The organism is Pseudomonas sp. HMSC063H08 (assembly GCF_001813645.1).
GTDB classification, from domain to species: Bacteria; Pseudomonadota; Gammaproteobacteria; order Pseudomonadales; family Pseudomonadaceae; genus Pseudomonas; species Pseudomonas aeruginosa.
Genome location: NZ_KV813619.1, coordinates 200,524 through 226,408 on the forward strand (window position 1 = coordinate 200,524; position 25,885 = coordinate 226,408).

The window sequence follows — 25,885 nt, forward strand, 5'->3', positions numbered from 1 at the left end:
GTCTACTTATACAGTTGTTCGTGGCCGTCCGGCCGCCCTGACTTCGCGAGGACTTCAATGGACGAGAACAAGAAGCGCGCCCTGGCCGCGGCCCTGGGACAGATCGAACGCCAATTCGGCAAAGGCGCGGTCATGCGCATGGGCGACCATGAGCGCCAGGCGATCCCGGCCATCTCCACCGGCTCCCTGGGCCTGGACATCGCCCTCGGCATCGGCGGCCTGCCCAAGGGCCGGATCGTCGAGATCTACGGTCCGGAATCCTCGGGCAAGACCACCCTGACCCTCTCGGTGATCGCCGAGGCCCAGAAACAGGGCGCCACCTGTGCCTTCGTCGACGCCGAGCACGCGCTCGATCCCGACTATGCCGGCAAGCTGGGCGTCAACGTCGACGACCTGCTGGTCTCCCAGCCGGACACCGGCGAGCAGGCCCTGGAAATCACCGACATGCTGGTGCGCTCCAACGCGGTCGACGTGATCATCGTCGACTCCGTGGCCGCGCTGGTACCCAAGGCCGAGATCGAAGGCGAGATGGGCGACGCCCACGTCGGCCTGCAGGCACGCCTGATGTCCCAGGCGCTGCGCAAGATCACCGGCAATATCAAGAACGCCAACTGCCTGGTCATCTTCATCAACCAGATCCGCATGAAGATCGGCGTCATGTTCGGCAACCCGGAAACCACCACCGGCGGTAACGCACTGAAGTTCTACGCCTCGGTCCGCCTGGACATCCGTCGTACCGGTGCGGTGAAGGAAGGCGACGAGGTGGTGGGTAGCGAAACCCGCGTCAAGGTGGTGAAGAACAAGGTTTCCCCGCCGTTCCGCCAGGCCGAGTTCCAGATCCTCTACGGCAAGGGCATCTACCGTACCGGCGAGATCATCGACCTGGGCGTGCAATTGGGCCTGGTCGAGAAGTCCGGCGCCTGGTACAGCTACCAGGGCAGCAAGATCGGCCAGGGCAAGGCGAACGCCGCCAAGTACCTGGAAGACAATCCGGAAATCGGTTCGGTACTGGAGAAGACCATTCGCGACCAGTTGCTGGCCAAGAGCGGCCCGGTGAAGGCCGACGCCGAAGAAGTGGCTGACGCCGAAGCCGATTGAGGCCAATGGCGATCGTGCTCGATACGCCCGTCGCCGTGCGGCGGGCGGCCATGGATCTGCTGGCGCGCCGTGAGCACGGGCGCGCCGAGCTTTCCCGCAAGTTGCGCCAGCGTGGCGCGTCTGCCGAGTTGATCGATCCTGCCCTCGACCGCCTGGCCGAGGAAGGTCTGCTCGACGAATCCCGCTATCTCGAAAGCTTCATCGCCAGTCGCGCCCGTAGCGGCCATGGGCCGTTGCGCATCCGTGAGGAACTGGCGCAACGCGGTCTGCCGCGCGCCGATATCGAAAGGGCGCTGGGTGCCTGCGAGGTCGACTGGAGTGCGCAATTGCGCGAGGTCTGGCGCCGCAAGTTCGCCCGCCTGCCGCAGGACGCCAGGGAAAAGGCCCAGCAGGGCCGCTTCCTGGCGTACCGGGGTTACTCCATGGAGTCGATCAGCCGCCTGTTGAACGGTCGCAGCGACGATTGAGCGCGTGCCGGAGCGGCAGCTTCAGTCCCAGTTTTCCGGCAGGTTGATGTAGTCCAGCAATTCCCGCAGACGCCCCTGGTCGCGCCCGTTGAACACGAAGGCGAGGCGGGTCAGGTTGCGGAACTCCGGTTCGTCCTGTTCCTGCTCGCTGTAGGCCTGCTGCTGGAAGCCGCCGCTCAGGCAGAGGCTGGCGAAGTGTTCGTGCAGGTGCGCCAGCGCGGCTTCGTTCAGGGCGTGGTTCAGGCGAATAACGAAAGTGCCTTTCAGCCAGCGGCTGGAGTGGAAGTTGCGATAGAACTGGGCGATTTCCTTCACCGCGTCTTCGGCCGAATGCACCAGGCGCATCAGGCGCATGTCGGCCGGCAGGATATAGTGATTCTCCAGCAACTGTTCCTGCATGAACTCCAGGGCGTGTTCCCAGTAGCGGCCGCCCGGCTGGTCGAGCAGCACGATCGGCACCAGCGGGCTCTTGCCGGTCTGCACCAGGGTCAGCACTTCCAGCGCCTCGTCGAGGGTGCCGAAGCCGCCGGGGCAGAGCACCAGGGCGTCGGCTTCCTTGACGAAGAACAGCTTGCGCAGGAAGAAGAAGTGGAACGACAGCAGGTTGCCGCTGCCGTCCACCGTATGGTTGGCGTGCTGCTCGAAGGGCAGGGTGATGTTGAAGCCCAGGCTGTTCTCCAGCCCGGCGCCTTCGTGGGCGGCGGCCATGATGCCGCCGCCGGCGCCGGTGATCACCATCAGGTCGTAGCGGGCCAGTTCCTCGCCCAGCTTGCGCGCCAGGGCATAGACCGGATGTTCGACCGGCGTGCGCGCCGAGCCGAACACGGTGACCTTGCGCCGCCGCTTGAACTGCTCGAGGACGCTGAAGGCATGCTCCATCTCGCGCAGGGTCTGCAGCATGATCTTGGCGTCCCAGCGGTTGCGGTCGGCCTGGGCCATGCGCGTCACGGTGAAGAGCATCTCGCGGTAGAGCGCGAGATTGGGGCTGTCGCCGGGAGCCGCAAGGGCCGCCAGTTCGTCGACCTTCCGCGCCAGGTCGGTGCCGCTGGTCTGGAAGTGCCGGGAAAGATAGTCATCGGCTTCGTAGGGCATTCGCATACTCCTTCTACAACCACCCTGGACAGGCGGTCATCCGCATACTGCCACGGACTGCGTGACAGTTGCGGACGGCGGCTCAGATCTCGATGCGTTCGCCGGGTTCCGGTATCTCGGCATCCCAGTCGAGACGCTCGCGGATCGCGCCCTGCAGCGCTTCCATCTTTTCCCGCTCGCCATGTATCAGGTATAGCGCTGGACGGTGGGCGAAGTGAGCGACCCAGTCGAGCAGCTGTGATTGCCCGGCGTGGGCGGAGAAGCCGCCGAGGGTATGGATCTGCGCCTTGACCGCGATGCGCTGGTGGAACACGCGAACCGCGCTGGCGCCGTCGACGATGTTGCGACCCAGGGTGCCGCGCGCCTGGAAGCCGGGGAATACCACATGGCATTCCGGGCGCCAGAGGTTGTGCTTGAAGTGATGGACGATACGGCCGCCGGTGCACATGCCGCTGCCGGCGATGATGACCGCGCCGCTCTTGATCCGGTTGATCGCCATCGACTCGTCGGCGCTGCGGGTGACGCGCAGGACCGGCAGCCATTCCTCCAGGCGGGTGGTGCCGGTGCCGCGAATGTACTCGCGGTCGCGGTCGTCGAACTCGTTGCTGTGGCGCAGGTAGATGCCATTGGCACGGGCGGCCATCGGGCTGTCGAGGAATACCGCCTGTTGAGGCAGGCGGCCCTCCTGGTAGAAGCGGCCGAGGTAGTAGAGCAGGTCCTGGGTGCGACCGACGGCGAACGACGGGATCAGCACGTTGCCGCCGTCGCGATGCGCCTGGTCGAGAATCGCCGCCAGTTCCTCCAGGGTGTCGTTGCTGTCGCGGTGATCGCGATCGCCGTAGGTGGATTCGAGCATCACCACGTCGGCCCGGCTCAGCGGCGAGGGCGCGCGCATCAACGGCGAGCAGGTGTTGCCGAGGTCGCCGGAAAACACCAGGCGGCGCGGTTGCACCTGGTCGTGGAATTGCACTTCGACGATCGACGAGCCGAGGATGTGCCCGGCGTTGTGAAAGGTCACCCGCACGCCGCGAGCGACCGCCACTGTGCTGCCGAGGCTGATCGGCCGGCGCAGCTTGAGCGCGCGTTCGGTGTCGGCCTGGGTATACAGCGGCTTGATGCTCGGCTTGCCGATCCGGTTGCGCCAGCGGTTCTCCCACTCGGCGTCCTTTTCCTGGATGTGCGCGGAGTCCAGCAGCATGAGTTCCAGCAGTTCGCAGGTGGCCTCGGTGGCGAAGATCGGGCCCTTGAAGCCCTCGGCCGCCAGGCGCGGCAGCAGGCCGCTGTGGTCCAGGTGGGCGTGGGAGATGACCACCGCGTCGATGCTCGCGGGATCGAAGGGGAAGGGCGCGCGGTTGCCGTTGTCGGCTTCGCGGCGCCCCTGGCGCATGCCGCATTCGAGCAGGACCTTCACGCCATCGAGGGTTTCCAGCAGATAACAGGAGCCAGTGACCTCCTGGGCGGCGCCTAGAAACGTCAGTGATGCCATCGAGCCTCCTCCGTCAGAGCTCTGTCGACACCCCGATACCTTTCGGGGATCGTGGAATGCCATGGAACCTTCGTACAGGGCCAGGGTGAACGAATCGGGGGCGGGGTGCTTGATGCAGGTCAGCGCCCTTTGCCGTGTGCTGCCTAGACTGCAAGGCACCACTAGGGAGGCTACCCACCATGAGTCAGATTCTGCCCAGTCAGGACGAGTTGCTTGCCCATGCGGCGGCCGAGCCGGCGTTTGCCGCGTGGCTGCAAGGCCATGGTCCGCTCCAGCATAGCGCAGAGACCCGCGCCGCCGTGTTCCGCACCGCTCATCAATTGGTCCAAGCCGGGCTGCAACCGGACCTGGGCAGCGTCTACCAGCTGTTCCGCGCCCTCGACCGGCTGACCGCCAGCGCCCTGCGCATCGTCGTGCACATGACCTACGCCCGGCGCATCCGCCTGGACGGCCAGCCGTTGCAGGCCGAGGATTTCAAGACACAGCCCGAGGGCCACACCGGCGGAGCCCTGAACATGGTCCCGGCCTACGCCGGCTATCTGGCACTCAACGTCCTGACCGGCAAGACTCGCGCCTGGCTGATGGGCCAGGGCCATTGCGTGGCCGCCATCGACGCGCTGAACGTCCTCACCGGCAACCTGCACCCGGAGCAGGAGCGCGCCTATGCCGACGGCGAGGAAGGGCTGAACCGCTTGCTGCAGGACTTCTACGGCTACGCCCAGGCCCCCAACGGCGCACCGGCGGCGCCACTGGGCAGCCACGTGAATCCGCATACCGCCGGCGGTATCGCCGAGGGCGGCTACCTCGGCTTCGCCGAATTGCAGTATGCGCACATGCCGCTGCCCGGCGAGACCCTGGTGGCGTTCCTCTCCGATGGTGCCGCCGAGGAACAGCGCGGCAGCGACTGGATTCCGCGCTGGTGGCGAGCCGAGGATTGCGGGGCGGCGCTGCCGGTGATGATCGCCAATGGCCGGCGCATCGAGCAGCGCACCGAACTGGGCACCCATGAGGGGCTGGAGGGCTTCAAGCTGCATCTGCGCCGCTGCGGCTTCGATCCGATCAGCTTCGATGGGCGCGACCCGGCCGCCTTCGTCTGTACGCTCTGGGAGATGGAGCAGCGCCTGGAGCGGCGCGTGCAGGAGAAGAACAGCGGCATCCTCCGCTACCCGCTGCCGATTCCCTACGGCATCGCCGAGACGGTCAAGGGCTTCGGCTTCTATGGCGCCGGCAGCAACGCCGCGCACAACCTGCCGCTGCCGGGCAATCCGCATAACGACGAACAGGCCCGGCAACTGTTCAACCAGCATGCAAATGAACTCTGGGTCGAGCCTGAGGCTCTCGAATTGGCCCGCCGGCTGTTCGCCGAGCAGCGCGGCGAGCGTCCCCTCGAACGGGACAACCCGCTGGCCCTGCGCCATCCCATCGAACCGATCATCCCGCCGCTTCGCTATCGCGACGACGCGTGCTCGCCGATGGCCGCGCTGGACCGCTTCTATACCGAACTGGTGGAGGCCAACCCCGACCTGCGCGCCCGGGTCGGCAATCCCGACGAATTGGCCAGCAACCGCCTCGGCGGCGTGCTCAAGGCGCTCAAGCATCGGGTCAGCGAGCCGGAGAGCGAACTGGAATCGGTGAGCGGTCGGGTCATCACCGCGCTCAACGAGGAGGCGGTGGTGTCCGCCTGCCTGGCCAACCAGGGCGGACTCAACCTGGTTGCCAGCTACGAGGCGTTCTGCGTGAAGATGCTCGGCGCGGTGCGCCAGACCCTGATCTTCGCCCGCCAGCAGAAGGAAGTCGGGCGTCCGGCCGGCTGGCTGGGCTGGCCGCTGGTCGCTACTTCGCATACCTGGGAGAACGGCAAGAACCAGCAGTCGCACCAAGACACCACCTTCTGCGAGGCCCTGCTTGGCGAGATGAGCGACATGGTCCGGGTGCTCTTCCCGGCCGATCACAACAGTGCCCTGGCGCTGCTACCGACGATCTACCGCAGCCGGGGGCAACTGGCCTGCCTGGTGATCCCCAAGCGCGACCGGCCGATGGCGTTCGACGCCGTCCAGGCCGAGCGCCTGGCCCGCGACGGCGCGATCCTGGTCGAGGAGCGCTGCGGCTCCGATCCGCTGCTGCTGATCGCCAACGGCAGCTACCAGCTCGAACAGATGCGCCGCGCCGCGCAGCGCCTGGCCGAGGCCGGGCAGGCCTACCGGCTGGTCTACCTGCAGGAGCCGGGACGCTTCCGCGCGCCGCGCGATCGCTGGGAGGTCGAGGCGGTGGCCGACGAGGCGTTGGTGGAACGACTGTTCCCGGATAGCCATGAGCGCCGCGTGCTACTCACCCATATGCGCGCGGAAGTGGCGCGCGGTCATCTTTGGCCGATCCTGCCGGATGCCCGGCGCACCTCGGTACTCGGCTATCGCAACCGCGGCGGCACCCTCGACGAGGCGGGCATGCAGTTCGCCAACCGCGCCTGCTGGGGCAACGTGCTGGCGGCTTGCGCCCGCTTGATGGAGGTGCCGCGCACCGCGCTGCTGACCCCGGAGGAAGCGGCGGCGGTGGCCGGCAAGGGCGATCCGGCGTTGTTGCGCTGAGTTCGGCTGCGTATCGGCGGATAGCGTCTGTGGCGTTATTCGCCCTGCCGAACGGGGGCGGGTGTCTGGCGAAGGCAGGGTGTGGGCGGGGTATCGGCGGATAGCGTCGGCGACGTCATTCGCCTACGGAGCGGGGGGACGAAGCGGCTTGAGCAGCCCGTCCAGCCCGTCGATCTTCAGCTCCAGGGTCAACTGCATCAGCCGCCCGAGTTCACCGGGCGGGAAGCCTTTCTTGTAGAACCACAGCAGGTACTCCTCCGGCAGGTCGACCAGCATCCGTCCCTGGTACTTGCCGAACGGCATCGGCGTCCTGGCGATCTTCAGCAGATGCTGCTTGTCCAGCATGGCGACCGCGCGGCGCGCTTACTTCTTGCCCTGGATGCGGCAGCTGCCGGCATCGAAGCGTTCGGTGGCGACCGGCTGGTTGGTCTTGTACTCGGTGAAGCTGTAGGTGAGGATCGCGCCGCGGGCGAGCAACTGGCGATAGCCGGTGTTGCTGCACACGCTATCGCCGAGCTGGCTGCGCACGCTGTCCGGGTTGGAGCGCATGCGCTCGGCGTGGCTGGCGCGTACGCTGAGGTGATTGATCAACTGGTTGCCTTCGACGGTGTAGCCCTGGTCGAGGATGTCTTCGTTGATGGCGCGGGGAGTGCCTACGCTGCTTTCCTTGGCCACTTTCTCCAGCATCTTGCTCAGTTCGAAATCCTTGAGCGAGGCGGCATGGGCGGCGGTGGGCAGGACGAAACAAAGGGCAAGGGCCATGAAGCGCGACATCGAAGATCTCCTGGGGCAATAAGCGGATTCGACCGATGGAGGGGGCGAATTGTTTCCGTCGGCCCATTCCCGGGACGGACGGTGGCGAATGGGCGCCATGTTACCGCGTTCGGGGCGGGGCACGGAAACGCAAAAGGGCGACCGAGGGTCGCCCTTTCGTCGATAGCGGTGCGGATCAGCGCAGCTTGATCTCGGTCCAGAGCTTGTTCAGGGCGCGTCGCTGGCGCGAGTTCAGGTCCTTCAGCGGCTCCAGCCTGGCCTGGGTGGCGGCGTCCGGGAACAGGGCGGCGAGCGTCTTGATTTCCGGCCTGATGAAGGGCAGGGCGGCGGCGTTGGGCGTGCCGGTACCGATCTGGTTGGTCAGCTCGGAAGCGTTCCGACCGTCGAGCATGAAGTCGATGAAGCGGTAGGCCAGGTCGGGGTTCTTCGAGCCCTTGTGGATCACCATGTTGTCGATGGCCAGTACCGCGCCCTGGCGGGGCAGGGCGAAGTCGACCTTGAAGGCGCGGCCGGCAGCCTCCGCGTCGGCCCTGGCCTGGTACATGTCGCTGGAGTAGCCATGGGCGACCCAGATGTTGCCCAGGGTCAGCTCCTTGATATAGCTCGACGAGTTGAATGCGGCCCAGTACGGCTTGGCCGCGAGGATCAGCGCCTGGGCTTCCTTCCAGTGCTGCGGGTCGGTGTCGTTGGCGGAGTGGCCGAGGTACTTCAGGGCGGCGCCGAACAGTTCCTGCGGGTCGTCCATCACCGTGACCCTGCCCTTGATCTTCTCCAGGACCGCCGGGTCGAAGATCACCGACCAGTCGGCGGGGTCGATGCCCAGTTTGTCCAGCTCGGTCTTGTTGTAGCCGACCAGGGTGGTGGTGAAGGCGTAGGGCAGGGAATAGCGGTTGCCCTTGTCGAAATCCTTGTCGAGGTAGCCCGCGGCCTCGTTGCTCAGGTTCGCCAGGCGACTCTTGTCCAGCTCCAGCAGGTCGCCCTTGCGGATCAGCGCCTCGACCGCGTTCTGGGTCGGGATGATCACGTCGTAGCCGCTGGCCCCGGCGGCCAGCTTGGCCATCATTTCCTCGGTGCCGGAATAGAACTCCTGCACCAGCTCGCAGCCACATTGCTGCTCGAAGCGTTTCAGCGTGTCCTCGGCGATGTAGTCGTTCCAGTTGAACAGATACAGCTTCTCGGCGGCGGTGGCCTGGGCGGCTCCTGCCATGAGGGTTGCGACGAGCAACAGCTTTTTCATCATGGTTCCTTGTTACGGGGTGGCAGGGCTCCGGAAACCGGAGCAGGGCAAGGCCGCGGGCCTCTCCGGGAGGCCCGCGGGTTTCGGCGGATCAATGGCCCTTGATGGCGCTGGGGGAGAGTTTCGAGGCGATCACGATCAGCACCAGGGTGAGCAGCATCAGCAGGGTGGAGACTGCGTTCACTTCGGGCGTCACGGCGATCTTGATCATGGTGTAGATCTGCGTCGGCAGGGTGGCGAAGCCGCCGCCGGCGGTGAAGAAGGTGATCACGAAGTCGTCGATGGACAGGGTGAAGGCCATCAGCGCGCCGGCGACGATGCCCGGCATGATCAGCGGCAGGGTCACCAGGCGGAAGCTCTGCCAGGGCGTGGCACCGAGGTCGCGGGCCGCCTCGGTGAGGCTTTCGTCCATGCCCGACATGCGCGCCTGCACCACCAGGGCGACGAAGCCGACCGAGAAGGTGATGTGCGCGAGGGTCACCGAGAGCATGCCCAGGCTCATGTTCAGGCCGATGAAGAAGATCACCAGCGAGACCCCCATCAGGAGTTCCGGAATGGCGATCGGGGTCAGCACCAGCAGGGGCAGCACGCGCAGCTTGAAGCGATGCAGGGCGACCCCGGCGAGGGTGCCGAGCAGGGTCGCCACGCTGGCCGAAACCAGCGCGATGACCAGCGAGTTGGCGGCGGCCTGGAGCATGTCGCGGTTGCCGAACAGCTTGCGGTACCAGTCCAGGGTGAAGCTCACCCACTCGGCGTTCAGCCGCGAGTCGTTGAAGGAGTACAGCACCACGATCACCAGCGGTACGTAGAGGAACAGGTACACCAGCGCGGTGGCGCTCCAGAGCAGGTAGGGCCTACGCATGGGCGCCTCCCTTGCGGGCGCGCGCGGCGCCCATGCCGAGGGCGACCAGCAGCAGGATGCAGCCGGTCAGGGCGATCGACAGCGCGCTGCCGAACGGCCAGTCGCGGGAGTCGAGGAACTGGCTCTTGATCAGGTTGCCGATCATGATGCCGTCGGTACCGCCGACCAGGTCGGGGATGGCGAACATTCCCAGCACCGGGATGAATACCAGTGCCGCGCCGGCGGCCACGCCCGGCAGCGAGAGCGGGAAGGTCACCCGCCAGAAGCGTTGCCAACGACCGGCGCCGAGGTCCTGGGCGGCGTCGAGCAGGGCCGGGTCGTGTTTCTCCAGGTTGGCGTAGAGCGGCAGGATCATGAACGGCAGGTGCACGTAGACCATGCACAGGATCACCGCGAACGGGGTGAACATCAGGCTGATCGGCTGCGCGCCGAACAGGTCCAGCGCGGCGTTGATCCCGCGGGTCAGGGCACCGGACGGCGAGAGGATGATCATCCAGGCGTAGACGCGTACCAGCAGGTTGCTCCAGAACGGCAGGATCACCAGCAGGATCAGCAGGTTGCGCCACTTCGCCGGGGCCCGGGCGAGGGTGGTCGCCACCGGGTAGGCGAGCAGCAGGCAGGCCAGGGTGGTGACCAGGGCGTAGCCGAAGGATTTGACGAACAGTTGCAGGTACACCCAGCTCTCGGTGAGCCGGGTGTAGTTCTCCACGCTGAGGTCGTAGACGGTCTGCCCGTCCTCGCTGTACATCCAGGGCGCCAGGCCGCCGTAGTCGCCGGGAAAGCGGAACGAGGCGAACAGCATGATCAGCGCCGGAACCAGGAAGAAGAACAGCAGATACGCTTGCGGCGGCCAGACCAGCAGCCACTTGCCGAGGTTCTTTCTCATCGTCTCAGGCCCTGACCAGGTGGCCGGCATCGAAGCGCCAGGCGGCTTCCACCGCGTCGCCCACCTCGAAGAACTTGGCCCGGCCGGGCGTGGCGTTGGGCAGCAGGGTTTCCAGGCGCTCGCCGTTCTCCAGCTCGACGATGTACAGGGTCACGTCGCCCAGGTAGAGCAGTTCGGCGACGCGGCCGCGGAAGTGCACCTCGTCGCTGTCGGCGGTGACGCTCTGCGCCAGGCGGATCTTCTCCGGCCGCAGGGTCAGCACGCAGGCCTCGCCGGGCTGGGCGTCGAAGGATTTCAGCGCCTGGACCTCGCCCAGGCCCCGGAGATCGATGCGCACGCGTTCGCCGTCGACCGCCTCGACTGTGGCGTCGAGCAGGTTGCACTGGCCGATGAAGTCGGCGACGAAACGACTGCGCGGGAAGCTGTAGATGGTTTCCGGGGTGTCCAGCTGCTCCACCCGGCCCTGGTTCATCACCGCGATGCGGTGCGACAGCGCCAGGGCTTCGCCCTGATCATGGGTGACATAGACGAAGGTGATGCCGACGTCCTTCTGCAGGTTGATCAGTTCGATCTGCATTTCTTCGCGCAGCTTGGCGTCCAGCGCCGACAGCGGTTCGTCGAGCAGCAGCAGGCGCGGCCGGTTGACCAGCGCGCGGGCGATCGCCACGCGCTGGCGCTGGCCGCCGGAAAGCTGTGTCGGCATGCGCCCGCCCTTGTCCGCCAGGCGCACGTCCTTCAGGGCTTGTTCGACGCGGGCGTCGATCTCGCTCTTCGCCACTCCGGCCATCTTCAGCGGGAAGGCGATGTTCTGCGCCACGCTCATGTGCGGGAACAGCGCGTAGCTCTGGAACACCGTATGCACCGGGCGCTTCTCCGGCTCGACGCCGGCGAGGTCCTGGCCGTTGAGGCGGATCTCGCCGCTGTCCGGCTGGTCGAAGCCGGCGAGCATGCGCAGGAGGGTGGTCTTGCCGCACCCGGAAGGGCCGAGGAGGGTGAAGAATTCGCCGGTGTTGATCGTCAGGCTGACATTGTCGACGGCGGTGAAGTCGCCGAAGCGGCGGGTCACGTTGCGGATCTCGAGCAAGGGGGGCGTCACTCGTCTGGAGAGGCAGTAAGGTCAGCGGGCGGAGCCGGCTGCCCGGTGTCGAAAAAGGGGGCGGATTATAGGGATCGCATCCCGCTCTAACTAGACGTCTGAGGCCCCTGTGAAGAATTTTTTTTCGCGGCCTCGGAAGTTGTCCGACAAAGCAGGAGCCACGCGGGCTCTGATAGAATTTCGCGGTCGCTTTCCAGCCCGTTTCCTCGAGTCTTCGATGTTCCTTCGCCCGTCCTTTCCGTATCGGGAGCCTGCCCGATGAGCCATGCCGTTTCCCGCTTGCGCCAGGAGCGCCTGGCGCGCAGCCTGAAACCCTTCGTCGCGCGCGGTTCGCGCATGCCGCGCTGCGAAGGCTGTCGGCTGCTGCCGAGCTATTGCATGTGCGCCTGGCGGCCGCGGGTCGAGGCGCGCGCAGGCATGTGCCTGGTCATGCACGACATCGAGGCGCTGAAACCGACCAACACCGGCTGGCTGATCGCCGATACCGTGGCCGACACCTTCGCCTTCGGCTGGTCGCGCACCGAGGTCGACCCGCGCTTGCTGGAGTTGCTGGCCGACCCGCAGTGGCAGCCATACCTGGTGTTCCCCGGCGAATACGTGGCGGCGGAGCGGGTGGTGAACGAGGTCGCCCCGCTGGCGGAAGGCAAGCGACCGCTGTTCATCCTGCTCGACGCGACCTGGACCGAGGCGCGCAAGATGTTCCGCAAGAGTCCTTACCTGGAGCCGTTCCCGGTGCTCAGCCTGCTGCCCGAGCAGCTCTCGCGCTATCGCCTGCGTCGCTCGACCCGTGGCGAGCACCTGTGCACCGCCGAAGTGGCGGCGCTGTGCCTGGACCTTGCTGGCGACGAGGCTGCGGGCGAGGCGCTCGGCGCCTACCTGGAGGTGTTCAGCGAGCGCTACCTGGGCGCCAAGCGGCACATTCCGCTGGACGAGGCCAGCCCGGCGCACCGTGCCCTGGCGCCGTTCCGTGGCTGAGTGTCAGGCCGGGCGCGCTTCGGCGGCGAGCTTGCGCGGCCACAACTGCGCCACCAGCATGCCCGCCAGCATCAGCGCGCAACCGAAATAGCCGCGCAGGTGCAGGGTCTCGGCGAGGAACAGGGCGCCGGCGATGGCGGCGAACACCGCTTCCAGGGACAGGATGATCGCCGCATGGGAAGCGATGGCGTGCTTCTGCGCCACCACCTGCAGGGTGAAGCCGGTGCCGACGCCGAGCAGGCCGCCGTATAGCAGGGCGGGACCGGCCTGGACGATGGCGTCCCAGTGGATTTCCTCGAAGACCAGTGCCAGCAGCAGGCTGACCGCCGCGCAGGTGGCGAACTGCAGGAAGGCCAGGCGGATCGGGTCGTAGCGGCTGGCGAACAGGCCTACCAGCAGGACGTGCGCGCCCCAGACCACCGCGCCGGCCAGTTGCAGCCAGTCGCCGGAAGCGACCTGGAAGCCCGGGCCGATGCTCAGCAGGGCCATGCCGAGCACCGCCAGCGACGCCCCCAGCCAGGTGCCCGCGCCGGTGCGCTGGCCGAACAGCAGGCCGAGCAACGGCACGACGATCACGTAGAGCCCGGTGATGAAGCCGGAGTTGGTCACGCTGGTGAACAGCAGGCCGACCTGTTGCAGGTTGATCCCGGTGGTCAGGGCGACGCCGAGGATCACACCGGCGAGCAACTGTCCGCGATTGAAGGGTTGCGCGCCGTCGCGTCGCGAGCGCAGCATCAGCAGTGGCACCAGCACCAGGGCACCGAGGACGAAGCGCAGGCCGGTATAGAGGAACGGTCCGATGGCGTCCATCCCCAGGCGCTGGGCGACGAACGACACCCCCCAGATCATGGCGGTGATCAGCATCAGGACATCGGCACGCAGGGCTTGGCTTCGCATGGCTCGCTCGACGGGGCGGGGAGGGTCCGCCACTCTGCCAGCAAGCCGGGGTGTTTGAAAAGACGAACGCGGTGTACGAGGTATCCCTCATTCGGCTTGACCGGTCCGCCCTCGGTCGGCATCCTGAGCGCCGCCTCGGCTGGGCCGAACAAACTAGGACATGTCATGGCTTCTTACGAGATCCTGATCGCCGACGATCACCCCCTGTTTCGCAGCGCTTTGCACCAGGCCCTCACCCTCGGGCTGGGCCCCGACGTGCGCCTGGTGGAAGCCGCCAGCATCGCCGAACTGGAAGCGCGGCTGAACGAGAAGGCCGATTGGGATCTGGTCCTGCTGGACCTCAACATGCCGGGGGCCTATGGCTTCTCCGGCCTGGTGCTGTTGCGCGGGCAATACCCGCAGGTGCCGGTGGTGATGATCTCGGCACAGGAGGAGGCCGCGGTGGTGCAGCGCTCCCGCGAGTTCGGCGCCAGCGGCTTCATACCCAAGTCCAGTCCGCTGGAAACCCTGCAGCAGGCGGTGCGCGCGGTGCTCGACGGGGACACCTGGTGGCCGCCGCAGGATGCCGCCGCCGAAGCCCTCAGCGAGGAGGCCAAGGCCGCCAGCGCCGGGCTCGCCAGCCTCACCCCGCAACAGTTCAGGGTGCTGACCATGGTCTGCGAAGGGTTGCTGAACAAGCAGATCGCCTACGACCTGAACGTTTCCGAGGCGACGGTGAAGGCCCACGTCACGGCGATCTTCCGCAAGCTCAACGTGCGCACCCGGACCCAGGCCGCGCTGCTGCTGCAACAAATGGAGACGGTTCCCGCTTCTCATTGAGAGACGGCTTAACGCTTTTTTGACCAGCCGGCGGCTAGACTGCCGGCCTTCCGAATCGATGAGAACCCGACGTGTCGCCTTCCCCCTTCAAAGGCCAGACCGGCCTCAAGCGTATCCTCAACGCCACCGGCTATTCCCTCGCAGGTTTCCTCGCCGCCTTCCGCGGTGAAGCCGCCTTCCGCCAACTGGTGCTGCTCAACGTGGTGCTGATCCCGGTGGCCTTCCTCCTCGACGTCAGTCGCGGCGAACGCGCGCTGATGATCGCGGTGTGCCTGCTGGCGCTGATCGTCGAGCTGCTCAACTCGGCGATCGAGGCCACCGTCGACCGCGTCTCGCTGGAACGCCACCCTCTGTCGAAGAATGCCAAGGACATGGGCAGCGCCGCGCAGTTCGTGGCCCTCACCGTGATCACCGTGACCTGGGCGACCATCCTGCTGGGCTGATCTACGCGGACATGAAAAAGCCGGAGGCAGCGATGCCTCCGGCTTTTTCTTGCGTGCGAGGGCGGCGGCTCAGGCCGCCGCGTCGAAGCTGTCGGCCCGCGCCATGTTCCACATGCGCTCGTAGAACTCGCCCTCGATCTTGCCGGAAAGCAGTTCGCCCGGCTTGAGGAAGTAGTGCAGCTGCGAGAACAGGCGGATCTCGGTGTCGGTGATGCGCCGCACCAGGTGCTTGGCTTCGAGCTGCGAGGGATGTTCCAGGCCCGCCGCGGCGAGCATCTCGGCCAGGCCCTTGAGGGTGTTGCGATGGAAGTTGCGCACCCGCTCGGCCTTGTCCGGCACCACCAGCGCGCGCTGGCGCAGCGGGTCCTGGGTGGCGACGCCGGTCGGGCACTTGTTGGTATGGCAGCTCTGCGACTGGATGCAGCCGATGGCGAACATGAAGCCGCGCGCCGAGTTGGCCCAATCCGCGCCGGTGGCCAGGACGCTGGCGATATCGAAGGCGCTGACGATCTTGCCGCTGGCGCCGACCTTGATCTTGTCGCGCAGGTTGAGGCCGACCAGGGTGTTGTGGACGAACAGCAGGCCTTCGCGCAGCGGCACGCCGATATGGTCGGTGAACTCCAGCGGCGCCGCGCCGGTGCCGCCTTCCTTACCGTCGACGACGATGAAGTCGGGGAGGATGCCGGTCTCCAGCATGGCCTTGGCGATGCCCATGAACTCCCATGGATGGCCCAGGCAGAACTTGAAGCCGACCGGCTTGCCGCCGGACAGTTCGCGCAGCTGGGCGATGAACTGCATCAGCTCGATCGGCGTGGAGAAGGCGCTGTGGCGCGACGGCGAAACGCAATCCTCACCCATCGGCACGCCACGGGTGGCGGCGATCTCGGGGGTGACCTTGTGCTTGGGCAGGATACCGCCGTGTCCCGGCTTGGCGCCCTGGCTGAGCTTGATCTCGATCATCTTCACCTGCGGGTCGAGGGCCTGGGCGGCGAAGCGCTCAGGGTCGAACTTGCCATCGCGGGTGCGGCACCCGAAGTAGCCGCTGCCCAGTTCCCAGACCAGGTCGCCGCCGTTCTCGCGGTGATAGGGGCTGATGCTGCCCTCGCCGGTGTCGTGGTAGAAGTTGCCCATCTGCGCGCCACGGTTCAGCGAGCGAATGGCGTTGGCGCTGAGGGCGCCGAAACTCATCGCCGAGACGTTGAACAGCGAAGCGGAGTACGGCTTGCTGCATTGTGGCCCGCCGATGTCGACGCGGAACTCGCAGGGATCGCTGAGCGGCGCCGGACGCATCGAGTGGCTGATGAATTCGTAGCCTGCGGTGTACACGTCGATCAGGGTGCCGAAGGGCTTCTCCGAACTTTCGTTCTTCGCCCGCGAGTAGACCAGCGAGCGCTGGGCGCGGGAGAAGGGCAGGGCGTCGCCGTCGGCTTCCAGCAGGTACTGGCGGATCTCCGGGCGGATGCCTTCCACCAGATAGCGGATGTTGCCCAGGATCGGATAGTTGCGGCGCACCGCGTGGGGCGTCTGGATCAGGTCGAACAGGCCGAGCAGGCTCAGGGCCACGCCCAGGAGGGTGAACGGCCAGAGCCATTCGGTGCTGCCGAGGAACGGCAGGCTGAGCAAGGTGAACAGGGCGATACAGGCGAAAAACGCATAGCGACTGAGTAGCGACAGATTCATCATGTCTCCAATCTTCAGGCTTCGGTTCAAAATGGTAGTCACCTTCTTCGAGGCGTCTACGACGGGTTCCCCCCGCGCTAACCAAGCGGTGATTATGGGAAACAAACGGGGATAGAAAGCAAGCTAATAATTGTGTCTGGATGGTCGAGCAGCCGAATGGTCGCCGGGAACTCTTTCCGGAGTTGCGAATTATTCTTATCGGAGTAATATGTAACTATATAACATTATGTAGGAGGCATCCCCATGAAACCCGGCATCCATCCCGAATACCGTCCCGTCCTGTTCCATGACACCTCGGCCGACGTGTACTTCCTGATCGGCTCCACCGCGGAGACCGACAAGACCCATACCCATACCGACGGCAAGACCTATCCCTACGTGACGCTGGACGTTTCCAGCGCCTCGCACCCGGTCTACACCGGCGAACAGCGCAAGACCAAGAGCGAAGGCCGCGTGGCCGGGTTCAACAAGCGTTTCGCCGGCTTCGTCGGCGGCAAGGGGGCCTGATGAAAGTCCTCGCCTCGCTGAAACAGGCCAAGCTGCGCCATCGCGATTGCCAGGTGGTGAAGCGCCGTGGCCGGCTCTACGTGATCTGCAAGTCGAATCCGCGCTTCAAGTGCGTGCAGGGCCGGCCGAAGCCGAAGATCAAGCGCCGCTGAGCGGCGACGGGACGGTCGCCCGTCCCGTCAGCCCTGGGCCTGGAGGAACAGGCCGAACAGCTCGGACTGCGACTTGATGCCGAGCTTGCCGTACATGTGCTTGCGGTGGACCTTCACGGTTTCCGCCGAGATCGCCAGCTTGCGGGCGATCTCCTTGCTTGAGCAGCCGCTGAGCATCAGCCTGCCGACCTCCAGTTCGCGCGCCGTCAGCGGCGTGCCCATCTGCTCCGCGACCTTCTCCAGCGAACCCTGCCAGCCCGGCTCCGGCGCCGCGGGGCTGTTCAACACTTCGTCCTCGAAGGCCAGGCGCTGGCGCATCAGCCCGGCCACCCAGGGCCGCACCAGACCGAGCACGGCGAGTTGCTCGGGGGTGAAGCGGCGCCGCGAGCCGAGCGACAGGCAGAGGGTGCGTTCGCCGGAGAGCTGGACGTTGATCTGGATTTCATCGGCCACCACGTTGAGGCGGAAGTAACGCTGGTAGTAATCGGTCTGCTCGAAGCATTCCGGTGCCACGTCGGCCAGACGGAACAGGCCGCTGCACGGGTTCTCGCGGCTGGCGATGTAGAACGGGTCGAGCAGGTAGAGGCCTCGCAGGTAGTCCTGGAACAGCGGGTCCGGCCCGCCGTCGGCGCCCGGGCATTCGGCGAACACCTGTGGCCGGCCCTGGCTGAACAGCAGGGCCACCCAGCTGTCGAACGGAACGTACTGTTCGAGCAGGCGTACCAGGCGAATCCAGAAGTCCGGCGCATCCAGCGCCTCGACCAGTTGCCCGACGGAGCGGTGCCAGGCGATGTCCTGCAAGGTGAAACTCATCTTCTACCCCTGTTGGGTTAACCCTCGGACGTAATTATCGGCGCGGGGAACGCCAAGCATACTGTGCCGACCCCTGCATACGAACAGCGCGCGTGCCGAACAGCGCCGAGAACAACAAGGAATTCCGATGAAAGTCGAACTCGTCCAGATCGCCGGTCGCGATGGCGACACCGCGCACAACCTGGAACGCGCCCTGGCGGCCATCGCCGACTGTGCGGCGGACACCGAACTGGTGGTGTTCCCGGAAACCCACCTGACCGGCTTCCCCAGCGAAGACAACATCGCCGCCCTCGCCGAGCCGCTCGACGGCCCGACGGTCAGCGCGGTGCAGCGCGTCGCCCGTGAACGTAACGTTTCGGTGGCGATCGGCATCGCCGAGGCGGACGCCGGCCGCTATTACAACACCACCCTGCTGATCGCTCCCGACGGCATCGCCCTGAAATACCGCAAGACCCACCTGTGGGCCTCCGACCGCGGCATCTTCACGCCTGGCGACCGCTACGCCACTGCCCTGTGGAACGGCATCCGGGTCGGCCTGCTGGTGTGCTTCGACATCGAGTTCCCGGAAAGCGCGCGGGCCCTCGGCCAACTGGGTGCGGAACTGATCATCGTGACCAATGGCAACATGGACCCCTATGGCCCGACCCATCGCACTGCGATCATGGCCCGCGCCATGGAAAACCAGGCCTACGCGGTGATGGTCAACCGCGTCGGGCATGGCGACGGCGGGCTGGTCTTCGCCGGCGGTAGCGCGGTGGTCGATCCCTATGGCCAGTTGCTCTGCGAGGCCGGGCGCGAAGAATGCCGGCAGATCGTCGAACTGGACCTCGGCCGGTTGCAGGATGCGCGTCGGGACTACCGTTACCTCGAAGAGCGTCGCCTGGTCCTGCCCGGCGAGCGCCGCGAGCACCCGGACGGCCTGCGCGAGCTGCTGATTCCCTGATTCACCACGGCGCGACAGGAGCGTCGCGTCGTCCTCCGTCCGCCAGCGAGCGGGCGAGGATCGGCCCGGAAAGCCGTAGCACAACGATGGGCGCCCGAGCGTCCGCCGGTCTCCCGGGTGAGGGGAGGCCCCTGCGCCCCGCGGCCCGGCCGGCTGCGGGCCACTGCCATAACAAACGATAATTCCGGAGTAAGCAGTAATGGCCAGACTCAAGCGCACCCTGTCGCTGGGTTCCGTGGTGCTGTTCGGCATCGCCTACATGACCCCCATCATCGTCCTCGGGACTTTCGGCATCCTCGCCGAGACCACCCAGGGACACGTCCCCGCCGCCTACATCGCCGCTTCCCTGGCGATGCTCTTCACCGCCCTCAGCTACGGGCGCATGGCCGCGGCCTTCCCCGTGGCCGGCTCGGCCTATACCTACGTGCGCAAGGCCATCGATTCCCGGCTCGGCTTCATCGCCGGCTGGGCGGTGCTGCTCGACTACCTGTTCCTGCCGATGGCGATCTGGCTGATCGGCGCCGCCTACCTGCACTCGGCCTTTCCCGCGGTACCCAACGCGGTCTGGGTGCTGGCGTTCATCGGCGTGACCACGACGATCAACATCGTCGGCCTGCGCCTGGCGAAGAACGTCAATGGCCTGCTGATGCTGGTGCAGTTCCTGGTCCTCGGCGCCTTCGTCGCACTCTGCGTGCACTACGTGCTGGGCGACCCGGGAAAGCCGTTATGGTCACTGCAACCGTTGCTCGGTGGCGACCTGCAGGTGCCGCTGGTGATGAGCGGTGCGGCGATCGCCTGCTACTCGTTCCTCGGTTTCGACGCGGTCAGTACCCTGACCGAGGAAACCCGCGACCCGCGGCGCAACATCCCGCGGGCGATCCTGCTGATCACCCTGCTGGGCGGGTTGATCTTCATCGTCACCTCGTACTTCGTGCAACTGGCGCACCCGTCGTTCGCCTTCGACAGCGCGGACTCGGCGGCCTACGAGATCGCCCGCAACATCGGTGGCGACCTGTTCGTGACCTTCTTCCTGGTCGGCCTGATCGTCGGCCAGTTCACCTCCGGTCTCTCGGCCCAGGCCAGCGCCTCGCGCCTGCTCTTCGCCATGGGCCGCGACGGCGTCCTTCCGCGGCCGTTCTTCGGTCGTCTCGGCAAGCGCTTCGAGACGCCGGCGAACAGCATCGTCCTGTGCGGTGTGGTGGCCTTGCTGGCGCTACAGATGGACGTGACCACCTCCACGTCGTTCATCAACTTCGGCGCCTTCCTCGCCTTCAGCCTGGTCAACCTGTCGGTGGTCTTCCACTACTACCTTGGCGCCGAGCGCCGCGGTCCACGGGAAACCCTGTTGTTCCTGGTATTCCCTGGCATCGGCCTGGTCGCCGACCTGTGGTTGATGGCCAGCCTCGACCATCTGGCGATCATCCTCGGCCTCTGCTGGCTGGCGCTGGGCGCGGTGTACCTGGCGGCGATCACCCACGGTTTCCGCGAGCAGCCGCCGGAGATGCGTTTCGAGGAGGGCTGAGAAAGAATCGACGCCCGTTTCGCGGCGGCAAGGCGCAGGCTCCTGGCCTAGAGTGGCTATCCATCGCCTCCCTGGTTCCGGAGCCGGCCATGTCCGACGCAGCGTTGTTCCTTCCCCTTCCCGATGACGACACCCTGTATGCCGCGCTGTTGGCGCGCGACCCCGCCTACGATGGCTTCGCCTTCGTCGGGGTGAAGAGCACCGGGGTGTTCTGCCGCCTGACCTGCCCGGCGCGCAAGCCGAAGCGCGAGAACACCCTGTTCTTCGATTCGATCAAGGGCTGCGTCGAGGCCGGCTTCCGGCCCTGCCTGCGTTGCCGGCCGCTGGAGCGGCTCGGCACGCAGGGGCCGCTGGTCAGCGACCTGCTCCAGCGCCTCGGTCGGCAACCGCAGCGGCGCTGGTTCGAAGACGACCTGGCGGCGCTGGGCTATGACCCGTCCACCGTGCGCCGTGCCTTCAAGCGCGAGTTCGGCGTGACCTTTCTGGAAATGGCTCGCCTGCGCCGTCTTGGCCAGGTCGCCGAGCGGCTGTCCTCGGGCGCGCGGGTGATCGACGCGCAACTGGATGCCAGCTTCGACTCCGACAGCGGCTTCCGTAGCGCCTTCGCGCGCCTGCTGGGCGAGCCGCCGTCGCAGTTGCGCGGGCGCGAGCTGCTCAAGGCGGACTGGCTGCAGACCCCGCTCGGCGCCATGCTCGCGGTGGCCGATGCGCAGGCCCTGCACCTGCTGGAATTCTTCGACCGCCCGGCGTTGAGCGGGGAGCTGAAACGCCTGCAGAAGAGCAGCGGATCGAGCATCGGTTTCGGCCGTTTCGCCTCCATCGACAGGATCGAGGCGGAACTCGCCGACTACTTCGGCGGTACTCCAGTGCGCTTCCAGACCCCGTTGGCGCTGAACGCCTCGGCCTTCACCCGCACGGTCTGGCAGGCGCTGCGCGAGGTACCGTGCGGCAGCACGCAGAGCTACGCCGGGCTGGCCAGGTCCATCGGCTCGCCGTCGTCGGTGCGCGCCGTGGCCCGCGCCAACGGAGCCAACCAGATCGCCATCGTGATTCCCTGCCACCGCGTCATCGGTTCGGACGGTTCCCTGACCGGCTATGGCGGTGGCCTGTGGCGCAAGCGCTGGTTGCTGGAGCACGAGCGGCGCATGGGCGCTGCCGGCTAGCCGGGATCGCCGCCCAGAAGCCGGGCGGGGGCGCGCAACACCGGTTCCCGCTCGACCGCTGCGGGCCGCTGCAAGTCCTCGGCGTCGGCGCGCTCGGCGGTCGACAGGTCGCTGGCGTGGAACCCGGTGATCCGCAACAGGGCCAGGGTACAGGCCAGCGAGACCAGCGCGTAGCAGGCCGAGGCCAGGGCCACGCCGACGATGCTGCCGGTACTGTTGAGAATCCACTGGGCCAGTACCGGCGTACCGCCGCCGACCAGCAGCGAGCAGAGCTGGTAGGCCAGCGACAGGCCGGTGTAGCGCACCCGCGCCGGGAAGGCTCGGGCGAGGATACCGCCCACCGCGCCGTAGAACATCGCGTGCGGCACCGTGGCCAGGCACATGCCGGCCGCGGCGATCCAGTAGACCTTGGTTTCCACGGCGAAGAACATCGCCGGCATCAGGATGAACTCCGGCAGCACCATCAGGCATGCCGCCTTGCGCATGTCGATGCGCGAAGTGAGCAGCGCCCCCAGCGGCTGGCTGAGGAACTGCACCACCAGCGCGACCACGATGATGCTGAGGAAGGTGCCCTGGCTGTAGCCGAGGGTCTTGGTCGCCCAGGAGAGGGCGAAGGTGCTCTTGAAGTAGGTGACGTGGATGATCGGCAGCACGCCGGCGCCGAGCAGGACGATCTTCCAGTGCTTGCCCAGCACCTCGGCGAGCGGCAGCTTCACCGTGCGCTTCTGCGCCAGCACACGCTTCATGTCTTCCGACTCCTCCAGCTTCAGGCGGATCACCATGCCGACGATGACCAGCACCGCAGAGAGCAGGAACGGCGCGCGCCAGCCCCAGAGAATGAAGTCCGAGGCGGGCAGGGCGCTGAGGGCGAAGAACGCCAGGGTCGCCAGCAGGTTGCCGGTGGGCGAGCCCTGCTGGGCGAAGGCGGCGTACAGGATGCCCTTGCCCTTGGGCGCGCTTTCGCTGGCGATCAGGATCGCGCCGCCCCACTCGCCGCCGACCGCGATGCCCTGGACGATACGCAGCGCCACCAGGGAGATCGGCGCCCAGATGCCGATCTGCGTATAGACCGGCAACAGGCCGATGCAGGTCGTGGCGATGCCCATCATGATCAGGGTGATCACCAGGGTGGTTTTGCGGCCGATGCGGTCGCCGAGATGGCCGAAGATGATCCCGCCCAGCGGGCGAGCGATGAAGCCCGACCAGAGGGTGACGAAGGACAGCAGGGTGGCCAGGCCCGGATCCATGTCGGCGGGGAAGAATACCTTGCCGAACACCAGGGCGGCGGCCAGGCCGTAGATGTAGAAGTCGTACCACTCGATGGTGGTGCCGATGAAGGAGGCGATACCGGCCCTGCGGGCCTTCTTGTGCAGGTCGGCGTCTTCGGGAGAGGGCGTGCGCGGCATGGGTCGAGTCCTGTTTATTGTTGTTCTCGCCGACACGCCGCTCCCTACCGCCCTTCGCTGAAAGGCGGGGCGGAAACGCTGGTTTCCGTGGAGGGAGAGCGTGCGTCGGTGTTGACCCGGGTGCCTCGGAGTCTAGGTGGCACCCCCGCAAATCAATAGTCTTTTAATCTTATGGCTCGATAAGGGATTCCATATCGACGTTTTCCGTCAGCCCTCGCTCAGGCGTCGTCCAGGCCGCTCTTCAGCGTCGCCAGGAACGCCTGCGCCGCCCGGGAAGGTTCGCTGGCCGGAAGGATCGCGTGGATCTCCGAACGCGCGCCGGCCGGCTCGATCTCCAGGTAGCGCACCTCGTTCCGCCAGGCCAGGCAGAGGGTCTCCGGGATCAGCGCGACGCCCATGCCGAGACCGACCATGGCGGCGACGGTCTGCCACAGGCGCGCCTCGTGGCGGATGCGCGGGCTGAAGCCGGCGTCCACGCAGCGGGCGATGATCAGGTCGTGGTAGTGCGGGGAGACATGGCGCGGGAAGAGGATGAAGTCTTCGTCGCGCAGTTCGGCGAGGTCCAGACGCGCCTGGCCAGCCAGGCGGTGCCCGGCGGGCAGGCAACAGAGGAACGGGTCGCTGATCAAGGGTTCGGAGACGATTTCCGCCGGCAGCCTGCCCCAGTGCACGAAGCCCAGGTCGATCTGCCCGCGCTGCAACGCCTGGGCCTGCTCCGCGCTGTTCATTTCGCCGAGCACCACCTCCATGTTCGGGTGCTCCCGTTCGAAGCGGGACATGGCCCTGGGCAGGCCGCGGTAGAGCATGGAATTGACGAAGCCGACGCGCAGTTGGCCGACGTCGCCCTCGGCGGATAGCTGGGTCAAGCGTTTCACCTTCTCTGCCTGCAGCAGCAGGTTGCGCGCTTCCACCAGCAGGACCTGGCCGGCGCCGGTGAGCTTCACCGACTTGTTATTGCGTAGCAGCAATTGGGTTCCGAGCTGTTCCTCCAGCTTCTTGATGTCGAAGCTCAGCGCCGGCTGGGAGATGAACAGGCGAGCCGCGGCGCGTCCGAAATGCAGTTCCTCGGCGACCGCGATGAAGTAGCGAAGCTGTCTGAGATCCATGGCAGGCACCTGGTTCTACGATCTGTTTTTCTTATCGTCGATGATTTTTTTTGTATTGGATGCTTATCGAACCACTCGCCTAGTCTCGGCGCAAGACAAGCAGGAGCCGCGCCATGACCGCCATGCCCGAAGTACCTCGCGAAGATACGCTGAACATCCCCGACAGCCGTGGGCTGAATCTCTACACCTGCGATCCGGCCCTGGAGCGGCTGCTGGAGGTATACCTGCCGCCGGCGTTGCTCGCCGAATGGCGGCCGCTCCTCGAACGGCTCGGCGCCCGTGCCGGCGGCGAGCTGGACGTGCTGGCGCTGGCGGCGGACAAGAACCCGCCGGTGCTGGCGTCGCGCACCCGCCGCGGCGAGGATTTGCAGAGCATTCGCAAGCATCCGGACTACGTCGCCCTCGAACGGGTGGCCTATGCCGAACTCGGCCTGGCTTCCATGAGCCATCGCCCGGACGGCCCACCGCCGCTGGTCAAGTATGCGCTCACCCACCTGTTCGTACAGGCCGAGTTCGGCCTTTGCTGCCCGGTCAGCATGACCGACTCGCTTACCCGCACCCTGCGCAGGTTCGGCGCGCCGGAACTGGTCGAGCGCTACCTGCCGTCCCTCGCCTCGCGGGATTTCGACGAGCTGTTCCAGGGCGCCATGTTCATGACCGAGCAGGCCGCCGGCTCCGACGTGGCGCGGACCCGTACCGTGGCGCGGGAGCAGGGCGGCGAGTGGAAGCTCTACGGCGACAAGTGGTTCTGCTCCAACCCGGACGCCGACCTGGCGATGGTCCTGGCCCGCCCCGAAGGCGCGCCGGAAGGAATGAAGGGCGTGACCCTGTTCCTGTTGCCGAAGGTCCGCGAGGACGGTACGCGCAACGCCTATCGCATCGTCCGCCTGAAGGACAAGCTGGGCAGCCGCTCCATGGCCAGCGGCGAAGTCCGCCTGGAAGGCGCCAGCGCCTACCTGATCGGCGAGATCGGCCGCGGCTTCCAGCAGATGGCCGACATGGTCAACATGTCGCGCCTGTCCAACGGCGTGCGCGCCGCCGGGCTGATGCGCCGGGCGCTGAGCGAGGCGCTGTTCGTCGCCCGCCATCGGCGCGCCTTCGGCAAGCACCTGATCGACATGCCGCTGATGCAGAAGCAGTTGCTGAAGATGATGCTGCCCACCGAACAGGCGCGCTCGATGTTCATGCAGATCGCCACGCTGCTGCCGCGCGCCGATGGCGGCGAGGTCGAGGCGCAGAAATGCGTGCGGATCCTCACCCCGCTGATCAAGTTCCGCGCCTGCCGCGATGCGCGACGGGTCACCGGCGACGCCATGGAGGTGCGCGGCGGGGTCGGCTACATCGAGGAGTGGAGCGACCCGCGCCTGGTGCGCGACGCCCACCTGGGGTCGATCTGGGAGGGCACCAGCAACATCGTGGCGCTGGACGTCGCCCGTGCGGTGAGCCGCGAACAGGCGCTCGAACCCTTGCAGCGCCACCTGCGCCGGCTGCTGGATGACAGCGATCTGCCAGGGGACGCCCGCGACCTCTTCGACGAACTGCTGGTGCGAGTGGTCGCGACCATGGCCGACGTCGCCGAGCGCCGCCAGGACGAGCAGGTGCGCCAGGCCGGCAGCGCCCTCTACCACCTGTGCACGGCGATCTTCATGGCCTGGGAAGCCAGCCGCCAGGCACCCGACCAGCGCCGCCTGGCCCTGGCCTTCCTGGTCGCCCGGCACAAGCTGCTGCCGCGCGACCCGCTGCACCTGGAGGGCTGGACCGACCAGGCCGAACTGCTGGCCAGGGTGGTCGGCGAGGTGCCGCTGAGCCAGGCCGAAGCCATGCAATTGCTGCCGGCCTGACTGCCCGCATTCCCGCTCACAACAACCAGAGAGTC

The 25,885-nt window shown here is 66.6% G+C and carries 25 protein-coding genes; 12 read left to right on the forward strand and 13 right to left on the reverse strand.

Annotated features, from left to right (window positions below; translation table 11 throughout):
• Window positions 1–57 precede the first annotated feature (57 nt).
• Both recA and recX read left to right on the forward strand, forming a co-directional pair.
• The gene (gene recA / locus HMPREF2924_RS30355) at window positions 58–1,098 is read left to right on the forward strand and encodes a recombinase RecA (protein WP_003092260.1); all 1,041 of its coding nucleotides are present in this window, start codon (window positions 58–60) and stop codon (window positions 1,096–1,098) included.
• A 5-nt stretch (window positions 1,099–1,103) separates the two neighbouring features.
• On the forward strand, window positions 1,104–1,565 hold the full coding sequence (recX, locus tag HMPREF2924_RS30360; protein WP_003098485.1) for a recombination regulator RecX: 462 nt from the start codon (window positions 1,104–1,106) through the stop codon (window positions 1,563–1,565).
• A gap of 21 nt (window positions 1,566–1,586) precedes the next feature.
• Here recX and HMPREF2924_RS30365 read toward each other — a convergent pair whose 3' ends face one another.
• Entirely contained in the window at window positions 1,587–2,657 is a 1,071-nt protein-coding gene (locus HMPREF2924_RS30365; protein ID WP_003092255.1) for an LOG family protein, read from the reverse strand.
• A gap of 82 nt (window positions 2,658–2,739) precedes the next feature.
• Window positions 2,740–4,143 carry an MBL fold metallo-hydrolase RNA specificity domain-containing protein gene (locus HMPREF2924_RS30370; protein WP_003129952.1) on the reverse strand — a complete coding sequence of 468 codons (1,404 nt, stop codon included), beginning with the start codon at window positions 4,141–4,143 and terminating at the stop codon, window positions 2,740–2,742.
• A gap of 179 nt (window positions 4,144–4,322) precedes the next feature.
• On the opposite strand from HMPREF2924_RS30370, the gene HMPREF2924_RS30375 reads away from it, so the two are divergent.
• Window positions 4,323–6,728 carry a phosphoketolase family protein gene (locus HMPREF2924_RS30375; RefSeq protein WP_003129954.1) on the forward strand — a complete coding sequence of 802 codons (2,406 nt, stop codon included), beginning with the start codon at window positions 4,323–4,325 and terminating at the stop codon, window positions 6,726–6,728.
• A gap of 123 nt (window positions 6,729–6,851) precedes the next feature.
• Here HMPREF2924_RS30375 and HMPREF2924_RS30380 read toward each other — a convergent pair whose 3' ends face one another.
• The 6 genes from HMPREF2924_RS30380 to HMPREF2924_RS30405 all read right to left on the reverse strand — a co-directional run bounded on the left by HMPREF2924_RS30380 (window position 6,852) and on the right by HMPREF2924_RS30405 (window position 11,583).
• Window positions 6,852–7,073, reverse strand: coding sequence for a DUF3820 family protein (locus HMPREF2924_RS30380; RefSeq protein WP_003092249.1), 222 nt, complete (start codon window positions 7,071–7,073; stop codon window positions 6,852–6,854).
• Between the two features lie 18 nt (window positions 7,074–7,091).
• Window positions 7,092–7,502 (reverse strand): quorum-sensing-regulated virulence factor family protein, encoded by a 411-nt coding sequence (locus tag HMPREF2924_RS30385; protein WP_003092248.1) that lies wholly within the window; start codon window positions 7,500–7,502, stop codon window positions 7,092–7,094.
• 175 nt (window positions 7,503–7,677) lie between these two features.
• Window positions 7,678–8,742 (reverse strand): polyamine ABC transporter substrate-binding protein, encoded by a 1,065-nt coding sequence (locus tag HMPREF2924_RS30390; RefSeq protein WP_003129956.1) that lies wholly within the window; start codon window positions 8,740–8,742, stop codon window positions 7,678–7,680.
• A gap of 88 nt (window positions 8,743–8,830) precedes the next feature.
• Complete coding sequence (locus HMPREF2924_RS30395; RefSeq protein ID WP_003129959.1) at window positions 8,831–9,601, reverse strand: ABC transporter permease; 771 nt, start codon at window positions 9,599–9,601, stop codon at window positions 8,831–8,833.
• Entirely contained in the window at window positions 9,594–10,487 is an 894-nt protein-coding gene (locus tag HMPREF2924_RS30400) for an ABC transporter permease (RefSeq protein ID WP_003092241.1), read from the reverse strand. Before HMPREF2924_RS30400 ends, HMPREF2924_RS30395 begins: the two co-directional genes overlap by 8 nt.
• 4 nt (window positions 10,488–10,491) lie before the next feature.
• Window positions 10,492–11,583: an ABC transporter ATP-binding protein gene (locus tag HMPREF2924_RS30405; RefSeq protein ID WP_003129962.1), complete on the reverse strand. Its 1,092-nt coding sequence runs from the start codon at window positions 11,581–11,583 to the stop codon at window positions 10,492–10,494.
• A gap of 258 nt (window positions 11,584–11,841) precedes the next feature.
• On the opposite strand from HMPREF2924_RS30405, the gene HMPREF2924_RS30410 reads away from it, so the two are divergent.
• Window positions 11,842–12,558, forward strand: coding sequence for a tRNA-uridine aminocarboxypropyltransferase (locus tag HMPREF2924_RS30410; RefSeq protein WP_003129964.1), 717 nt, complete (start codon window positions 11,842–11,844; stop codon window positions 12,556–12,558).
• A gap of 3 nt (window positions 12,559–12,561) precedes the next feature.
• Here HMPREF2924_RS30410 and HMPREF2924_RS30415 read toward each other — a convergent pair whose 3' ends face one another.
• Window positions 12,562–13,488, reverse strand: coding sequence for a DMT family transporter (locus HMPREF2924_RS30415; RefSeq protein WP_003119360.1), 927 nt, complete (start codon window positions 13,486–13,488; stop codon window positions 12,562–12,564).
• Window positions 13,489–13,620: 132 nt separating this feature from the next.
• Here HMPREF2924_RS30415 and erdR point away from each other — a divergent pair, with 132 nt between their 5' ends.
• A complete protein-coding gene (gene erdR / locus HMPREF2924_RS30420; protein ID WP_003092229.1) occupies window positions 13,621–14,274 on the forward strand; it encodes a response regulator transcription factor ErdR in 654 nt (217 codons plus the stop codon).
• 71 nt (window positions 14,275–14,345) lie between these two features.
• Entirely contained in the window at window positions 14,346–14,717 is a 372-nt protein-coding gene (locus HMPREF2924_RS30425) for a diacylglycerol kinase (RefSeq protein WP_003092226.1), read from the forward strand.
• A 69-nt stretch (window positions 14,718–14,786) separates the two neighbouring features.
• On the opposite strand, the gene HMPREF2924_RS30430 is transcribed toward HMPREF2924_RS30425, so the two are convergent.
• Complete coding sequence (locus HMPREF2924_RS30430; protein WP_003092223.1) at window positions 14,787–16,397, reverse strand: FMN-binding glutamate synthase family protein; 1,611 nt, start codon at window positions 16,395–16,397, stop codon at window positions 14,787–14,789.
• A gap of 243 nt (window positions 16,398–16,640) precedes the next feature.
• On the opposite strand from HMPREF2924_RS30430, the gene HMPREF2924_RS30435 reads away from it, so the two are divergent.
• Together HMPREF2924_RS30435 and ykgO are read left to right on the forward strand one after the other, a co-directional pair.
• Window positions 16,641–16,904: a type B 50S ribosomal protein L31 gene (locus tag HMPREF2924_RS30435; protein WP_003092213.1), complete on the forward strand. Its 264-nt coding sequence runs from the start codon at window positions 16,641–16,643 to the stop codon at window positions 16,902–16,904.
• Window positions 16,904–17,056, forward strand: coding sequence for a type B 50S ribosomal protein L36 (gene ykgO / locus HMPREF2924_RS30440; RefSeq protein ID WP_003092209.1), 153 nt, complete (start codon window positions 16,904–16,906; stop codon window positions 17,054–17,056). Before HMPREF2924_RS30435 ends, ykgO begins: the two co-directional genes overlap by 1 nt.
• A 27-nt stretch (window positions 17,057–17,083) precedes the next feature.
• On the opposite strand, the gene HMPREF2924_RS30445 is transcribed toward ykgO, so the two are convergent.
• Window positions 17,084–17,869 carry a helix-turn-helix transcriptional regulator gene (locus HMPREF2924_RS30445; RefSeq protein WP_003092207.1) on the reverse strand — a complete coding sequence of 262 codons (786 nt, stop codon included), beginning with the start codon at window positions 17,867–17,869 and terminating at the stop codon, window positions 17,084–17,086.
• A gap of 127 nt (window positions 17,870–17,996) precedes the next feature.
• On the opposite strand from HMPREF2924_RS30445, the gene HMPREF2924_RS30450 reads away from it, so the two are divergent.
• The 3 genes from HMPREF2924_RS30450 (at window position 17,997) to HMPREF2924_RS30460 (ending at window position 21,497) form a co-directional block, all read left to right on the forward strand.
• Entirely contained in the window at window positions 17,997–18,812 is an 816-nt protein-coding gene (locus HMPREF2924_RS30450) for a carbon-nitrogen hydrolase family protein (RefSeq protein ID WP_003092205.1), read from the forward strand.
• Between the two features lie 199 nt (window positions 18,813–19,011).
• The gene (locus HMPREF2924_RS30455; RefSeq protein ID WP_003129967.1) at window positions 19,012–20,334 is read left to right on the forward strand and encodes an APC family permease; all 1,323 of its coding nucleotides are present in this window, start codon (window positions 19,012–19,014) and stop codon (window positions 20,332–20,334) included.
• Window positions 20,335–20,423: 89 nt separating this feature from the next.
• The gene (locus HMPREF2924_RS30460) at window positions 20,424–21,497 is read left to right on the forward strand and encodes a bifunctional transcriptional activator/DNA repair enzyme AdaA (RefSeq protein ID WP_003119362.1); all 1,074 of its coding nucleotides are present in this window, start codon (window positions 20,424–20,426) and stop codon (window positions 21,495–21,497) included.
• Here HMPREF2924_RS30460 and HMPREF2924_RS30465 read toward each other — a convergent pair.
• Window positions 21,494–22,903, reverse strand: a complete 1,410-nt coding sequence (locus tag HMPREF2924_RS30465) for an MFS transporter (protein ID WP_003109708.1) — start codon at window positions 22,901–22,903, stop codon at window positions 21,494–21,496. The two genes, HMPREF2924_RS30460 and HMPREF2924_RS30465, sit on opposite strands and share 4 nt — an antisense overlap.
• Window positions 22,904–23,121: 218 nt before the next feature.
• Entirely contained in the window at window positions 23,122–24,009 is an 888-nt protein-coding gene (locus HMPREF2924_RS30470; RefSeq protein WP_003092195.1) for a LysR family transcriptional regulator, read from the reverse strand.
• 113 nt (window positions 24,010–24,122) lie between these two features.
• Here HMPREF2924_RS30470 and HMPREF2924_RS30475 point away from each other — a divergent pair, with 113 nt between their 5' ends.
• The gene (locus HMPREF2924_RS30475) at window positions 24,123–25,850 is read left to right on the forward strand and encodes an acyl-CoA dehydrogenase family protein (RefSeq protein ID WP_003129969.1); all 1,728 of its coding nucleotides are present in this window, start codon (window positions 24,123–24,125) and stop codon (window positions 25,848–25,850) included.
• Window positions 25,851–25,885 lie beyond the last annotated feature (35 nt).

Bases quoted from the DNA above. Each gene is read 5' to 3' on its own strand.
- HMPREF2924_RS30445 (WP_003092207.1), bottom strand. From the start codon at position 17,869: ATGAGTTTCACCTTGCAGGACATCGCCTGGCACCGCTCCGTCGGGCAA.
- ykgO (WP_003092209.1), top strand. From the start codon at position 16,904: ATGAAAGTCCTCGCCTCGCTGAAACAGGCCAAGCTGCGCCATCGCGAT.
- erdR (WP_003092229.1), top strand. From the start codon at position 13,621: ATGGCTTCTTACGAGATCCTGATCGCCGACGATCACCCCCTGTTTCGC.
- HMPREF2924_RS30475 (WP_003129969.1), top strand. From the start codon at position 24,123: ATGACCGCCATGCCCGAAGTACCTCGCGAAGATACGCTGAACATCCCC.
- HMPREF2924_RS30450 (WP_003092205.1), top strand. From the start codon at position 17,997: ATGAAAGTCGAACTCGTCCAGATCGCCGGTCGCGATGGCGACACCGCG.
- HMPREF2924_RS30470 (WP_003092195.1), bottom strand. From the start codon at position 24,009: ATGGATCTCAGACAGCTTCGCTACTTCATCGCGGTCGCCGAGGAACTG.
- HMPREF2924_RS30410 (WP_003129964.1), top strand. From the start codon at position 11,842: ATGAGCCATGCCGTTTCCCGCTTGCGCCAGGAGCGCCTGGCGCGCAGC.
- HMPREF2924_RS30380 (WP_003092249.1), bottom strand. From the start codon at position 7,073: ATGCTGGACAAGCAGCATCTGCTGAAGATCGCCAGGACGCCGATGCCG.
- recA (WP_003092260.1), top strand. From the start codon at position 58: ATGGACGAGAACAAGAAGCGCGCCCTGGCCGCGGCCCTGGGACAGATC.
- HMPREF2924_RS30465 (WP_003109708.1), bottom strand. From the start codon at position 22,903: ATGCCGCGCACGCCCTCTCCCGAAGACGCCGACCTGCACAAGAAGGCC.
- HMPREF2924_RS30395 (WP_003129959.1), bottom strand. From the start codon at position 9,601: ATGCGTAGGCCCTACCTGCTCTGGAGCGCCACCGCGCTGGTGTACCTG.
- HMPREF2924_RS30375 (WP_003129954.1), top strand. From the start codon at position 4,323: ATGAGTCAGATTCTGCCCAGTCAGGACGAGTTGCTTGCCCATGCGGCG.
- HMPREF2924_RS30365 (WP_003092255.1), bottom strand. From the start codon at position 2,657: ATGCCCTACGAAGCCGATGACTATCTTTCCCGGCACTTCCAGACCAGC.
- HMPREF2924_RS30430 (WP_003092223.1), bottom strand. From the start codon at position 16,397: ATGAATCTGTCGCTACTCAGTCGCTATGCGTTTTTCGCCTGTATCGCC.
- HMPREF2924_RS30390 (WP_003129956.1), bottom strand. From the start codon at position 8,742: ATGATGAAAAAGCTGTTGCTCGTCGCAACCCTCATGGCAGGAGCCGCC.
- HMPREF2924_RS30455 (WP_003129967.1), top strand. From the start codon at position 19,012: ATGGCCAGACTCAAGCGCACCCTGTCGCTGGGTTCCGTGGTGCTGTTC.
- recX (WP_003098485.1), top strand. From the start codon at position 1,104: ATGGCGATCGTGCTCGATACGCCCGTCGCCGTGCGGCGGGCGGCCATG.
- HMPREF2924_RS30385 (WP_003092248.1), bottom strand. From the start codon at position 7,502: ATGTCGCGCTTCATGGCCCTTGCCCTTTGTTTCGTCCTGCCCACCGCC.
- HMPREF2924_RS30400 (WP_003092241.1), bottom strand. From the start codon at position 10,487: ATGAGAAAGAACCTCGGCAAGTGGCTGCTGGTCTGGCCGCCGCAAGCG.
- HMPREF2924_RS30370 (WP_003129952.1), bottom strand. From the start codon at position 4,143: ATGGCATCACTGACGTTTCTAGGCGCCGCCCAGGAGGTCACTGGCTCC.
- HMPREF2924_RS30460 (WP_003119362.1), top strand. From the start codon at position 20,424: ATGTCCGACGCAGCGTTGTTCCTTCCCCTTCCCGATGACGACACCCTG.
- HMPREF2924_RS30435 (WP_003092213.1), top strand. From the start codon at position 16,641: ATGAAACCCGGCATCCATCCCGAATACCGTCCCGTCCTGTTCCATGAC.